This window comes from Flavobacterium sp., from assembly GCF_031423415.1.
Lineage (GTDB): Bacteria > Bacteroidota > Bacteroidia > Flavobacteriales > Flavobacteriaceae > Flavobacterium.
The window spans coordinates 1-15,675 of sequence record NZ_JANPFL010000111.1 but is presented as its reverse complement, the minus strand read 5'-3'; the positions used below and the strand labels follow the sequence as shown (position 1 = coordinate 15,675).

Here is a 15,675-nt window from a genome sequence, read left to right as displayed (position 1 = left end):
AAGCTGACTACTTGTAGTTGGTGACGGGAAATTCCTTGGATGTGTTGCATCACTAAATTTACAAAAACTTTATTTTTCTTACAAGTATTTTAGTATATTTGTTGATAGGATTGTGAATGTTTTTTCACAGTCTGACGTTGGCAGTAATTTTTGGAACCGACATTTAAAAAACAACGATTTGCATTTAAATCCATGGATGAAATAGAATTACAGCATAGAATAAAAAATGCTTTGATAATTGTGGCAGAAAATAATCCGTTTAAAGTTGGAGATTTAATCTTTAGTTCGAAAAATGAAATGCATTTTAATGTAAGTGGTTCGACAATGAAAAACTCAATTGAAAGTTTGACTCATGAAACTGCAATTAAAGAACTTGATGAAATAAAAACATTATTTCTAAAAATGGTTAATCTCTCAACCGAACTTCAAAGTTTTATAAAAAACAGAAAGCTAGAATATAGCTTGATATTTGATTATGGAATGGGTTCTCTTGGAATTTGTACCGAAAGTGATGGAAAAGTGAAATGGCATATGGAATTAAACAGATAAAACTACTGCCAACAGCTAGAGTTTCGTTTCGTGCGCAGCACGAACAATGAAACTCCTGTTGAACGGAACCGGAGTACCTGCCGTTAACCCAGACGGCGCAGATATGTCCTCAACGGATAGCGCAGAATTGCATTCTGTGCGCACAAAGTTGGGCAGGCAATACAAGTCAATAAAGCTGTATCCATAAAACCGGTATGGCTTTTTTTGTTTTAAAAATTGTTTAAGATTTGTTGTAGTGGATTTAGAGTGGGCACAGAATAGAATTCTGCGCTATCCACATAGGTTCGAGTGATGCATTTTTTTTAATGGTACTTTGCAACTCAAAAAAAGAACTTCCAACATAAAAATTTGGGAATCGTTCAATGCCTATTCTCATTTTAAAAATGATTACTTTTGTGAAAATTCGGTTTTCACATGCAAATTGACCTTTCTACACTCGATCCAAAGAAAAACATCATCATCAAAGGAGCACAAGTTCACAACCTCAAAAATGTGGATGTGGCGATTCCCAGAAACAAATTAGTGGTTATTACTGGGCTTTCAGGTTCAGGAAAATCAAGCTTGGCTTTCGACACTTTGTATGCCGAAGGGCAGCGCCGATATGTAGAAAGTTTGTCTTCGTATGCGCGACAGTTTTTGGGAAGACTGGACAAACCAAAAGTGGAATACATCAAGGGAATTGCACCAGCCATTGCCATTGAACAAAAAGTAAATACGACCAATGCCCGTTCGACCGTGGGAACTTCTACCGAAATCTACGATTACATCAAATTATTATTTGCTAGAGTTGGTCGAACATTTTCGCCGATTTCAGGACAAGAAGTAAAAAAAAATACGGTTTCGGATGTTATTACCGACGTCAAAAACATAGGAATCAACAGCAAATGGTTGCTCCTCGCTCCTATTCATTTGGAACACGGTCGCGCTTTAGAAGACAAATTAAAAGCATTGCTCAATCAGGGATTTTCTAGAATATTAGTTAATAATGAAACCATTCGTTTGGACGACATCGAAAGTCATACTTTAGACAACAAAGACATTCTGCTCATCATCGACCGAATCGTTGTGAATCCCGAAGCTTCGGGAGAAGAGGAATTTTACAACCGTCTTGCTGATGCGGTGCAAACTGCTTTTTACGAAGGCAAAGGTATTTGCCATTTGCAGGAATTGGACACGCACAAACGCTTTTCCTATAGTAATAATTTCGAACTGGACGGCATCACTTTCCTCGAACCCAATGTCCATTTGTTTAGTTTCAACAATCCGTATGGCGCCTGTCCCGTTTGTGAAGGTTACGGAAACATCATCGGAATTGATGAAGAATTAGTGATTCCAAATACTTCTTTATCCGTTTTTGAAAACGCCATTTATCCTTGGCGTGGCGAAAGTATGGGCTGGTTTCGAGACGAATTGGTCAACAAAGCTTATAAGTTTGATTTCCCGATTCATAAACCCTATTTTGAACTTTCCGATGTGCAAAAAGATCTGATTTGGACAGGTAACAGTTATTTTCAAGGTTTGAATGCCTTCTTCAAGGAATTGGAAGACAAGAATTATAAAATTCAAAATCGGGTGATGCTTTCGCGTTATCGTGGAAAAACCAAATGCCATTCCTGCAAAGGAAAACGCTTGCGAATCGAAGCTTCTTACGTGAAAATCAATTCCAAAACCGTTTCGGATTTGGTGGATTTGCCAATTAAACATTTGGTTACTTTTTTCGAAAAAATTGATTTGGATTTCTATGAAAAACAAATTGCCAAACGATTGTTATTGGAAATCAACAACCGTTTATCTTTTTTGACCGAAGTGGGCTTGGATTATTTGACCTTGAATAGAAACTCGGCGACACTTTCGGGTGGAGAATCGCAACGTATTAATTTAGCGACATCACTGGGTAGTAGTTTGGTGGGTTCGATGTACATTTTAGACGAACCCAGTATTGGTTTACACCCAAAAGACACCGAACGATTGATTAAAGTTTTGCAATCTTTACGTGATTTGGGCAACACTGTTATCGTGGTGGAGCACGATGAAGATATTATGAAAGCTGCTGATATGATTATTGATATTGGTCCCGAAGCGGGAACTTTTGGTGGCGAATTGGTCGCACAAGGCAGTTTCAACGAAATCTTGAAATCGACTTCCTTGACAGCGAAATACCTCAACGGAGAACTAGAAATCAAAACGCCGCGCATTCGCAGAAAATGGAGTAATTATATTGAAATTCTGGGTGCGAGAGAGAATAATTTACAAAACATAGACGTCAAATTTCCTTTGGAATGTTTGACCGTAATTACTGGAGTTTCCGGAAGCGGAAAAAGTACTTTGGTCAAGAAAATACTGTTTCCAGCGATGCAAAAGAAACTGGATGGCGTTGGCGAAAAAGCAGGGCAATTTACCGAAATGCGTGGCTATTACCACAAAATCCAACATATTGAATACGTGGATCAAAACCCGATTGGAAGAAGTTCTCGTTCGAATCCCGTGACCTATATCAAGGCGTATGACGATATTCGGGAATTGTTTGCCAAAGAAAAACTTTCGAAAATTCGTGGCTATCTAGCCAAACATTTTTCCTTTAATGTGGAAGGTGGAAGATGCGAAACCTGTAAAGGCGAAGGAACCATCAATGTCGAAATGGTTTTTATGGCGGATGTACAATTGCATTGTGAAACCTGCAACGGCAAACGATTCAAGAAAGAAGTTTTGGAAGTCACTTTCGATGGCAAAAACATTCACGATATTCTGACGATGACCGTTGATGATTCGATTGCTTTTTTTACTGCCAATAAACAAAATAAAATCATTCAAAAACTCCAGCCGCTACAAGACGTTGGTTTGGGTTATGTACAATTAGGTCAATCTTCTTCTACTCTTTCAGGCGGAGAAGCTCAGCGTATCAAACTGGCTTCGTTTTTGGTAAAAGGTGCTACGAAAGAAAAAGCGCTTTTTGTATTCGATGAACCCACAACAGGCTTGCATTTTCACGACATCAAAAAACTCTTGGCTTCGTTTGATGCTTTGATTGACAAAGGACATTCTATTTTGGTCATTGAGCACAATCTCGACCTGATAAAATGTGCCGACTGGATTATTGATTTAGGTCCCGAAGGTGGCGAAAACGGTGGACAATTGCTCGCCGAAGGAACTCCCGAAGACATTATAAAAAACAAAAAATCGATTACTGGGAAGTATTTGAAGGAGAAGTTGTGATAATTAGTTTTTTCAATGCATCGTATCCTATTTCTTATTTTGGTACGGTAATTCCATTATAAAAAATAAATTCTGGGGAAATATCATAATTCCATTTTTCATTGTCTGAGAAGGTTATAATATTTTCCCAAAAAATCTCACCCATTTCTCCAATAGCAACACTTTCAAAAGTTGCTTTATCTTTTAGTTGCTCAATTCCCTTGAAATTGGAATGTTGTTCTATCAAAGGTAAAATCTCTAATTTTTTTAGGATGCCAGTATTCATTTCACAAACAATGGAATAAGGTCTTACAGCTACTATTTTTTTTACTTTGAACATTTTTTTTATTTTAAAGGATCAACTTTATGAAATTCTTTTGAATTCCAAATTTCTAACAATTCCTCTTTATGAATTTCTGCCCAAGCCTGAACTAATTTTAGTTTGCTAATAGGTAAATCTCCGTTTAACAAGTTACCACTTTCTATTAAAATATTTGCCTCAAATTCGCTATATTTTACTTTAAAATGTGGCGGATTATGATCATTGAAAAACATATAAATGATTATTCCATAAAAACGACTTATCTCTGGCATACTATCTTATTTTTTGTTGTCACTACCAATTTTTTATCAAATATACAAAACTTTTGTTTCAAGAGTTTTTTGAGATTGAAAATTACTCGCCGAACGAACTCCAAAAGAAATTATCAAAATAAAAAAATTAGTTACGGGTAAATATTGAAGGAGAAATTGTGATAAAGAATCCAGTTGTTTATGCTTCAGTTAATGAACTAATATTTTATCCACGAAAAGATAAGACCCTATTCTGGCGGTAACAATTTTTACTCCTTTACCTAAACTACTTGTTTCTAAATTGATGTCTCCAGAGGTAAAATTCTTTTTACTAAGTAAAGCACCCGAAATATCGTATATTGAAACTTCGGCATTTTGATATTCTATTTTTTTATCAATAATTACCCTTAGCGTTTCATTGGAAGAAAGCATTGTTTTTTCTAAATAAGCCTCGGTCTTACTTAAAAACCCAAAGTTTTCAGTACTTAGTATTGCGTCGGTAACTGATACGACTTCTATTTTATCAATAGTTCCATTCTCTAGCTTAATTGAATTATTTCCTGCAATCAAATTTTTAAGCACTGGGAAATTTGTTGGATTACCAGAAGAAGAACAATAAGCATCTGTATTGGGCAAAATTATCGTTTCGGTATCGGCCCCGTTTATGGTTAATTTTAGATTCGATTTGATACCGTTTGCATAAAATATCTTGATAAAATAAAGATCGCTGGTCACTGCATCAATGGCATTGAAAGTTAACGATTTTCCAGCATCAAGAACATTTACTGCTTTGCCTCCAGAAGCATTCACACAATTAATTTCGATTCCTCCTACTATGATTCCTGATTCTGCTTCATAAGAATTAACTATCGGCAACTTGGATTCACCAGATCCGTTATAAGCTCCAATATTAGTAGCTGTTGCCAGATTCACGGGGTTTCCAAAAATATCTTTTGATGCATTAGAGGTAATATCTGCAAAAATACCAACTCCCGCCAAAGGAAAAACAGGCTCTAAAAAAGGTAAAGCACTACCTAAAGCAGGACTTGTTGACAAGAGTTTGTATCCTGAAAAATGCCTTCTGCCTGAATCTAAAAATTTCGGGTCAACCTCTTTACGTGTAGCATCCAAATTCTTGAAAGTACTTTTTATTGTACCTCCAAATAGTATGTTGTTAGAAAAACTAGGCACGTTCACATCAAATAAATAAGCCAACACACCCAGTTTAGCAGTTGGTTCCAAATAAATGATATTATTTATAAAATTTAGTGAAGAGGCTTCTAAACTAATTTTAGAATCGGCCATTACGTTTTGATATTTTAAACCTTGGTAAATAGTATTGTTGTAAATAAATACTTTTTCACTTTTTTTATTAACATAGGCATAATCGCTTACCCATAACAAAATATTTTTTCCACTTCTTTCTTTACCGCCTTCATTTACACTAATGTTGTACCTCCAAATTATATTTACATTATCGCCAAGAGTTTCGCAAAATCCTCCTGCAGAATCTTCCAAGTAATTGTATTGAAATAAAATATTAGAATTCCCATAGTCCACGTGCATTCCAGATGAATCGCCATTTCCACGTGCGTGTTGGGATGTATTGTATTGCGCAACGACATCGTCTGAGCCAAAAACCCACATACCACTTCCTCTTTTAGTCATTCTTGAATCTGAATCTGACCCTGTAAAACGCATCAGATTTTTTTCATAAAGTACTCTTTTTGAACTGGATATTATGGTGCCTGAGCCGCCTAAATCTATAAATTTATTATTTCTGACGATAGCATCTGAAACATATTGCCTTAACCAAATACCTACGCGTTCTATATCCGTAAAAGAGCAATCTTCAATTATCACATCATTCGCAAAAGCATTAAAAAACTGGATACCTGAAGTATTAATATCGTCAAAAGCAGTACCAACACTATTTACGGAATAGATGTTTTGAAACCTTAAATTTGAAAACCTAAAATACTTAAAAAGTGTAGTGTCCTCAAAATTTTTAGAAGTTGGCAAAGTTTTCCAACTCCTAAAATAAATACCATAAGCTTGACTATCTGGCGAACCAGAGGCTGTGTCAAATCGTTCGTTTTCAATGGTTAAATTACGAAATTCTAAATATTGTTTCCCCTCAATTTTGATGGTACTCAATGGGTCGGCAATTCCATTACTTCCATTACTGGCAGTTAAAACCGGCAAATCTCCCGTGCCATAACTATCATAAACTATTGGTTTGCCTAAAGTTCCAGAGTAAGAAACTAAAATTTGTCCAATGAAGGCATCACCTCTTTTGAATAAAATTTTATCCCCAGGAACTAATACCAAACTATTCAATTTTGAAATGGTTTGAAAAGGACTGGTTTCACTACCCACATTAGAATTACTCCCAGCTGAACTACTGAAATAATAATTCTTCTGTGAGTATAAAATTCCACAACAAAACAACAAAAAAGCGATGGAGAATTTCTTGATCATATTTTAAATATCTTTAGAATTCAAAAGTATCAAATATTAAAGAAACTTGGTGTATTTCTAGGTCAGCTAAAAGGTCAATTAAGTCATATAATACAAAAAGTTAAAACAAAAATTTTACAATAAATAAGTGTAATTATGTAATATATTAACCTTCTTTTTTTTCAATTTTGTAGGTTATAAAACCTCGGATTCTATTAATACTGAATAGAGTCTAAAGGTGGTTTATTCGCGTATGAATACAAAATTACTTCATTTTCTAAAAAAAACACTGCAAGTGCTGGTTTGGTGTGTCGTTTCAATAGTTGCACTTTTACTGTTTATTACCATTTTAATCCAGATTCCTTCCGTTCAAAATTACGCCAAAAACAAGGCTATTTCCTATTTGCAAAATAAAATAAAGACCAAGGTTTCTCTAGACCGGATCGACGTTAATTTTCCAAAAGAAATTGTTTTGGAAGGATTTTATTTTGAAGATCAAAAAAAAGACACCTTATTAATAGGCAAACGACTGGAAGCTGATATTGATTTAATCAAACTTCTGAGCAGCGAACTTCAAATTAATTCGGTTTCCCTACAAAATGCCACCGCCAACATATACAAAAACAAGGATGGCGTCTATAATTTCGATTATATTATCAAGGCATTTGAACCAAAAGTACCTGATCCAAATAGCAAACCTTTTAAAATATCGGTCGAAAATGTAAATCTCCAAAATGTCAATTTTAATTTCAAGGATGATTATTCCAGAAATGATATTCGTTTAAAAGTAACCAACTTTGATACTAAATTCAAGAAGTTTGATTTGGATAAAATGGATTTTGACATTCCAAATATCGATTTAAACGGTTTGAAATTAGTATTGAATCAGGATGTAGTCGAAAAAATTGCAGAAGTATCAGTGAATACCTTAGATACGATTTCAAAAAGAAATGATTTCAAGTTAAAACTAGGTAAAATCAGTTTGTCTAAAATTGATATTTCATACGATAACAAGGATTCCAAATTGGGTTCGGGCATCTATTTGGGCAATTTGGAATTATCCGTCAACGAAATTGATTTAAACAAACAATTGCTGGATTTCAATACTTTCGAATTGAAAAACTTGAAAGGAAATTTGCAATTGGGCGCAAGTGACAAACAACTTATTACGCCCAATCTAGATTCGACTTCCATAGCTCAAACGGGATGGAAAGTGAAATTGAATACTGTCAATTTGCGAAATATAGCTTTCAAATATGACGATATGCAATCTAAACCTATCCCAAAAGGAATTGATTACAGTCATCTTGATTTGGATAAATTAAATCTTAAAGCAGAAAAACTGTATTATAGAAATGACACTACTACTGGAAATATAAAATCACTTGTGGGAATTGAAAAAAGTGGCTTGCAGATTCAGGCCTTAAAAACGGATTTCTTTTATGGTCCAAAAAAGGCGCATTTGAATCATTTGTATTTGAAAACAGCGCAAACATTGCTACAAAACAGCATTAAAATTAGTTATCCATCCATTGCGTCTTTAAAAAAGAATCCCGAAAACCTTGGCTTGAACCTGAATTTGATTCAGTCAAAAGTAGGATTCAAAGATATTTTACTTTTTGTTCCTTATTTGCAAAAAGACAATCCGTTTAAAAGTAACCCAAATGCGATTGTGTATTTGAATGCGCGTTTGAACGGAAAATTAAAAGACCTGAAAATTCCATTACTTGAAATGAGTGGTATTGGAAACACCAGAATTTCCGCTTCTGGTAGAATTATAGGTTGGCCCGATGCACAAAAAGCATACTATGATTTGGACATAAAGAAATTATCAAGCACTTCCAAAGATGTGATTTCTTTTGTGCCTGCAGAAACAATTCCCAATACTATTCAATTGCCGTCGCAGTTTAGTGTAAAAGGAAAATTTAAAGGTTCGGTTCAGAATTTCAAAACTAATTTAGCCTTAAACAGTAGTTTGGGGAATGCCAAAGTGGATGGTTTGTATGACCAGCGCATTAAAAATCAAGAAAAATACAATGCGAACGTTTCCCTGCTCGATTTTGATTTAGGCCGCTTTATAAAAAATGATTCTTTGGGAAAAGTTACGCTCAAAGCGAAAATAAAAGGCAAAGGTTTAGACCCAAAAACAGCGCAAGCCGAACTAGACGGAATTGTCCAAAAAGCAGTTTACAATAAATATACGTATAGTGATTTAGCCTTAAAAGGAAATATCAAAAACGGATTATTTGCCGTAAAATCGAATATGAGCGACCCAAATTTGAAGTTTGATTTGGTTGCCAACGGAAATGCAAAAGACAAATACCCTGCGGTGCAATTAAAATTAAACTTGGATATTGCAGATCTCCAAAAACTCAATCTTCACGCTGGTCCGATGAAATTGCGTGGAAACATCGATGCCGATATTACCAATAGTAACCCAGATTTTTTAAACGGAGAAGTTTTCCTTTCGAACGTCCAGATTTTGCAGGAAGCCGAAGTTATTGTGTTAGATTCGATCAAAATTGTAGCTTTTGCAGACAATAAAAAAAACAACATCAAGATAAGTTCCCAATTTCTGAAAGCTGAAATGGACGGAAAATATAAACTGACGACTTTGGCAGCAGCCGTAAAAAAATCACTGTCAAAATACATTGATTTGGGTAAACCAAAAACCAATGTAGCACAAAATGAACAACGATTGACTTTTAAATTGTCTGTTGATAATGATCCCATCCTTTTTAAAATTTTCCCAAAACTAACAGGTTTAGAACCGATTAACATCACTGGAAAATACAATAATGTTGCCGATTCATTGGAAGTAAAAGGAACGATTCCGAGAATTGTGTATAATAATAACACCATTGTCGATGGAAAAATAAATATTGAAGCCAAAGGAAAAGCTTTGGAATATGAGGTTTCGGTTGCAACAATTGAAAGTGGAGAAATTAAAATTCCGTTTACCAGTTTGTCTGGGAAAATCGAAAACAATATGTTGACCTATGCATTGGAAGTAAAAGATGCGAGTAAGAAGCAACAATATTTTATTGCTGGTGAATTGCTTCGTGACAAGGCTAAAAATATACTTAAAATTGATGCCGCTAATTTTGTTCTCAATTACGACAAGTGGAATATCAATGCGGAAAATAAAATTGAATTTGGTGATAAAAGACTTTACGTCAATAAATTTTATTTGGATAATTCGGGAAACGAACTTAAAATTCAGTCACAAGGCAATCAGGACAATGCACCTCTGCAAATTGATTTTGTAAATTTCAAAATAGAGACCATTCTGAATATTATCAAAAAAGACAAATTATTGATGCAAGGTTCGATAAACGGTTCCGCTTTGGTGGAAAACGTGATGACAAAACCAACTTTTACCTCTGATTTGAAAATTGACAAATTTGCTTTTAAAGGGGAGCCCGTTGGTGATATTGTCCTAAAAATAAACAATAAAACCAATAATTTGCTGGCAGCAAATGTTACGCTCAGCGGAGAAGGCAATGATGTTACACTCATTGGAACTTATAAAATTAACGACAGCAGTTTCGACCTTACTTTAGACTTTAAAAAGTTAAATATCAGAAGCATACAAGGTTTTAGTATGGGTCATATTGCGGATGGAACGGGGAATTTATCAGGTACTTTTAAAATTACAGGCAACACCGATGCGCCAAAATTAAATGGTGAATTAAAATTTAATGATACTGGTTTCAGAAGTACAAAACTCAACTCCTTTTTTAAAGTTCCCAATGAAACAATCAAGTTTCAGAATGAAGAAATCGCTTTTGACAACTTCAATTTATACGATGAAAACGACAACGAATTGACCGTAAACGGCACAATTCATTCCGCCGATTTCAGAAATTATAATTTTGGTTTAACCGTTGTTGCCAATGATTTTAGGGCGATTCATTCGAAAGAGGTTGACAATGATTTGTTTTATGGAGATTTAATTCTTGACACAAAATTGAACATCAAAGGAACTGTCGACAATCCGGTTGTTGGTGGAAATATCAAGATAAAAAAGGATACCAAATTTTCAATTGTTATACCACAATCCGATCCATCTATCGCTGACAGAGAAGGAATTGTTGAGTTTGTGAATGAAGATAATTTGTATCTGAAACAAACGGCTTCGATGGAGAAAAAACTCAATCAGTCGGAGTTAATAGGTATGGATGTAAGTGTTGCCATTACAATCGAGAAAGAAGCCGAACTTACTTTGGTAATTGACAAAGGAAATGGCGATTACCTGAATCTTAAAGGAGAAGCCCAACTTACTGGAGGTATAGATCCTTCAGGGAAAACAACTTTAACTGGTAAATATGAATTTTCGGGTGGTGCTTACGAAATGAATTTTAATATGATTCGAAGAAAATTTGAAATTCAAAAAGGCAGTCATATTGTATGGAATGGTGAACCCACAATGGCAACTTTAAACATTAAAGCAATATATAAAGTGAATGCTGCACCAATCGATTTACTTGGAAATCAGTTAGGAACAGTAAGTCCCACCGTTAAAAATACCTACAAACAGAAAATTCCGTTTCAAGCTATTTTAAAAATGGATGGCGAATTAATGAAACCCGAAATCACCTTTGACATTATTCTTCCTGATGGAAATTATGGAGTTTCGTCAGATATTGTTTCGGCTTCACAAACCAAGTTGGAACAGCTGCGACAAGAACCGGCTGAATTAAACAAACAAGTTTTTGCCCTTTTATTATTGAATCGTTTTATTGGCGAAAATCCTTTTGCGAGTGAAAGCGGTGGAACTAATGCCGAATCCTTGGCCAGACAAAGTGTAAGCAAAATTCTTTCGCAACAATTGAATGATCTTGCTGGAGATTTAATTTCTGGAATCCAATTGGAATTTGATTTAGAATCGACAGAAGATTACACTTCTGGAACGATGCAGAATAGAACTGATTTGAATGTTGGTGTTTCTAAAAAACTATTTGATGATCGAATAAAAGTAACGGTAGGAAGTAATTTTGGTGTGGAAGGACAAGAACGAGCCAACGAAGATGTTTCAAATATTGCAGGCGATGTTGCACTGGATTATCAACTTACGAAAGACGGCCGCTATAGGATTCGTGCCTATCGAAAAAACGAATATCAGGTAGCCATTGCCGGACAGGTTGTAGAGACTGGACTTGCCTTTATTCTTACTATGAGTTATAACAAATTCCGGGAATTGTATCATCGAAGTGATGAAGATAAAGCTATGATAGCGCAAGAAAAAATCCGCAAGGATAAAGCAAAGCTCAAAGAAAAACAAGCAAAAAAGGAATCATTATGAAAACAAGATATATAAAATATTTTATAGGTCTATCCTTGTTTTTTGCTTTTGGATGCAGCAACACTAGATATTTACCAGAAGGCGATTTGTTATATACTGGCAGTTCTGTAACTGTAAAAGATTCCGTTATCAAAAAGAATGATAGAAAAGAATTGGAGAAGGAATTGGAAGCTTTGTTAAGACCAAAACCCAATAAAAAAATATTTGGATTGCGCCCTAAATTATTGATTTATAATTTGGCTGGACAACCAAAAAAAACCAAAGGAATCCGACATTGGTTGAGAACCAAAGTGGGTGAAGCACCAGTACTTTTCAGCAAAGTAGATTTAGATTATAATGTGGCGGTTTTGAGGAATTTTACAGAAAATAGAGGCTATTTTAAAACCCGTGTCAGTGCTGATTCGACAGCCAAAAACAAAAGAGCAACGGCCGAATACACAGTTTGGCCCAAAAGACAATACAAAATTAAATCGGTACAATTTCCTGTAGATTCGACTGATTTGGGAAAATCGATTGCCAGAACGAGTCGCCGAACTTTACTAAAAGAAGGCAATCCGTATGATTTGGAAATTATAAAACTCGAAAGAGAACGCATTGATGCTCGGCTCAAAGAAAAAGGATATTATTATTTTAATCCCGACTATATTTTGGCTCAAGTAGATAGTACCAAAGGCAATTATGAGGTTAATATCAAATTAAAAATTAAAGACGAAACGCCTGATAAAGCAACAATTGCCTACAAAATAAACAAGATTACAGTGTATCCTAATTTTTCGCTTTTAAAAGACAGTATTACTTATAAAAAAGAGGATATGGTTCAATATAAAGACTTTACTATTATTGATACCGCAAATACTTTTAAACCCAGAGTTTTTGACCGCGCTTTGTATTTTAAAAAAGGAGATTTTTATAATCGAAAAAATCACAATCTCTCTTTAAACCGTTTTGTAAATCTGGGAACATTTAGCTTTGTGAAAAATGAACTCAAGGTTTCTGATAGCATAAAAAATACTTTGGACGCCTATTATTATCTAACGCTTTTGCCTAAAAAGTTTATTCGTGTTGAAGTTTTGGGAAAAACCAATTCAGCAGGATTTACAGGTTCTGAAATTAATGCCAACTGGAATAATCGAAACGTATTTCGAGGCGCAGAATTGCTGACGGTTTCCGTATTTGGTGGAGCTGATTTTCAGCTTTCAGGGGAAAATAAAGGACAAAATATTTTTAAACTGGGAACAGAAACCAGTCTGACTTGGCCTCGATTTATTACCCCGTTCAAGATGGAAGGTTCCAGCGAATTCGTTCCCAAAACCAAAGCAACGGTACGATATGAATATCAAAACAGAACCCTGCTTTATGCTTTAAATTCCTTTAAAACATCTTTTGGCTATATCTGGAAGGACAATATCCGAAAAGAACATCAATTGAACATTGTTGATGTCACATATGTAAGTCCGAACAATGTAACTGCCGAATATCAGCAAGATATTTTGGACGATCCTTCTTTAGGAAAAGTAATCGAAAAACAATTGATTTTTGGACCAACTTATTCGTATACCTTCACTAATACAATGCTGAAACGCAGAAAAAACAACTTTTACTTTAATGGAGAAGTAGATTTGGCTGGAAATGTTACGGGTTTAGTTACGGGAGCCAATATCAAACAAGGCGACACCATAAAAATATTCGATGTGCCATTTAGCCAATATGTAAAAGTAAAAGCAGATTTCAGGCATTATTTAAAATTGGGGAAAGAAAGCGAATTGGCCAGCAGAATTATTGTTGGTGCCGGATTTGCCTATGGAAACTCAAGTACATTGCCTACAACCAAGCAATTTGTCGTGGGCGGAACCAACAGTATTCGTGCCTTCAGGGCAAGATCACTCGGACCCGGAAGTTATCAAGCGCCTCTTACTTCCAACTCTTTTTTGCCGGAACAATCTGCTGATTTAAAATTAGAATTCAATACCGAATACCGAGCAAAAATTTATGGTTTAATGAAAGGTGCTTTATTTGTAGATGCTGGAAATATTTGGCTTTTAAATGCCGATCCCGACAAAGCTAGAGCTGAAATCTCGAAAGATTTTATAAAACAAATTGCAGTTGGTGCTGGTGCTGGATTGCGTTTCGACTTTTCCTTTTTAATCTTAAGAACCGATTTGGCTTTTCCAATAAGAAAGCCTTATTTGCCTGAAGGACAAAGATGGGTTTTGGATGACATAGACTTTGGAAATGGTTCTTGGAGAAAAGAAAATTTGATATTGAATATTGCAATTGGGTATCCGTTTTAGAAATATTTAAAAGAGGTTATGAAGAAGTATTTGAAGATATTTTGTACTAATTTAATACAAACTCACAAGGATGAATATCATTATTGAATGAAATTTAATATCGGATAATAATTAAATTTTATATATCCGATATTTATTGTACCTTTGTGGAGTTATGTTGAAAATAGATATAGGATATAGAACAGAGTTTCAATCTACCTTTGAGAGATTGTACCAAAAAAAGCAAGATTTGCTAGCAAGCAGACCATTGCCTAACATCGCTTTGAATAAAATCAGAGAAAGTTTATCTATAGAATGGACCTATAATTCGAATAGTATCGAAGGGAATACTTTGAGTTTAAGAGAAACCCAAATGGTGCTTCAGGAAGGAATTACCATAAAAGGCAAATCTCTTAGAGAACATTTTGAAACATACAATCACAATAAAGCAATTGATTATTTGTTATCGATAATTAACGATAATTATGTATTGCGAAGTATTGACATTATGTCTTTGCATAGCCTGGTTTTACGTTCCATCGAAGAGGATTTTGCAGGACGATTAAGAAATGGTGGTGTTCGCATTTCGGGAGCTAATTTTGTTACGCCAAACGCCAATAAAGTGTCGGATTTACTGTATGAATTGATTGATTTTATCAACACTAATCCTTTAGAATTGAACGATATTGAATTGGCTGCGGTTTTCCATCACAAACTCGTTTGGATTCATCCTTTCTTTGATGGCAATGGTAGAACGGTTCGATTAGCGATGAATTTACTGTTGATGCGTTGCGGTTTTCCACCCGCAATTATTCTCAAAAATGACAGGAAAAAATACTACCAAGCACTCAATCAAGCCAATAATGGCAATTATCAAAAACTGATGCTTTTGATGTGCCAAGCCTTGGAACGCAGCTTAAACATTTATTTGAATGCGATGCCTGATAGCGCTACTGATTTTCAAAAAATTTCAGATATTGTTAGTGAACCAAGTAGTCCTTATGGTCAAGAATACGTTAGTTTATTGGCTAGAACAGGCAAAATTGACGCTTGTAAAGAAGGTAGAAATTGGTTTACGACCAAAGAAGCCGTTGCCAATTATATCGAAAATCGAAAAAGAAAACGCTAACTTAAAGTTAGCGTTTTTTGTATTTAAAAAAATTAAACCTCATAGTTCAGGGTGCCCTATTTAGTCAACCCTTAAAAAGAGCTATTTTTAATTTCCACAAAAATAGGAATATTATTTTCAGGATAGAAGTTGAACAAATAATTAAGCCAAAAAACAATTTGTTCCTTGATTTGGTTGAATCGGAGCTTAAAATTGTA

The 15,675-nt window shown here is 34.8% G+C and carries 8 protein-coding genes; 5 read left to right on the top strand and 3 right to left on the bottom strand.

Features of this window, described 5'->3' with window-relative positions:
* Positions 1-192: 192 nt before the first annotated feature.
* On the top strand, positions 193-549 hold the full coding sequence (locus RMO83_RS09695) for a hypothetical protein (protein WP_310559482.1): 357 nt from the start codon (positions 193-195) through the stop codon (positions 547-549).
* 414 nt (positions 550-963) lie between these two features.
* Positions 964-3,762 (top strand): excinuclease ABC subunit UvrA, encoded by a 2,799-nt coding sequence (gene uvrA, locus RMO83_RS09690; RefSeq protein WP_310559481.1) that lies wholly within the window; start codon positions 964-966, stop codon positions 3,760-3,762.
* 34 nt (positions 3,763-3,796) lie between these two features.
* Here uvrA and RMO83_RS09685 read toward each other — a convergent pair whose 3' ends face one another.
* The 3 genes from RMO83_RS09685 to RMO83_RS09675 all read right to left on the bottom strand — a co-directional run bounded on the left by RMO83_RS09685 (position 3,797) and on the right by RMO83_RS09675 (position 6,795).
* Positions 3,797-4,081 (bottom strand): hypothetical protein, encoded by a 285-nt coding sequence (locus RMO83_RS09685; RefSeq protein WP_310559480.1) that lies wholly within the window; start codon positions 4,079-4,081, stop codon positions 3,797-3,799.
* 5 nt (positions 4,082-4,086) lie between these two features.
* Positions 4,087-4,335 carry a DUF4160 domain-containing protein gene (locus tag RMO83_RS09680; protein ID WP_310559479.1) on the bottom strand — a complete coding sequence of 83 codons (249 nt, stop codon included), beginning with the start codon at positions 4,333-4,335 and terminating at the stop codon, positions 4,087-4,089.
* A 189-nt stretch (positions 4,336-4,524) separates the two neighbouring features.
* Positions 4,525-6,795, bottom strand: coding sequence for a right-handed parallel beta-helix repeat-containing protein (locus RMO83_RS09675; RefSeq protein WP_310559478.1), 2,271 nt, complete (start codon positions 6,793-6,795; stop codon positions 4,525-4,527).
* A gap of 232 nt (positions 6,796-7,027) precedes the next feature.
* Between RMO83_RS09675 and RMO83_RS09670 the strand changes: the two genes are divergently transcribed.
* From RMO83_RS09670 to RMO83_RS09660, 3 genes are all read left to right on the top strand, one after another.
* Positions 7,028-12,079, top strand: coding sequence for a translocation/assembly module TamB domain-containing protein (locus tag RMO83_RS09670; RefSeq protein ID WP_310559477.1), 5,052 nt, complete (start codon positions 7,028-7,030; stop codon positions 12,077-12,079).
* Positions 12,076-14,370 (top strand): BamA/TamA family outer membrane protein, encoded by a 2,295-nt coding sequence (locus RMO83_RS09665; protein WP_310559476.1) that lies wholly within the window; start codon positions 12,076-12,078, stop codon positions 14,368-14,370. The genes RMO83_RS09670 and RMO83_RS09665 overlap by 4 nt, the downstream gene beginning before the upstream one ends.
* A gap of 154 nt (positions 14,371-14,524) precedes the next feature.
* Positions 14,525-15,478, top strand: coding sequence for a Fic family protein (locus RMO83_RS09660; RefSeq protein ID WP_310559475.1), 954 nt, complete (start codon positions 14,525-14,527; stop codon positions 15,476-15,478).
* Positions 15,479-15,675 lie beyond the last annotated feature (197 nt).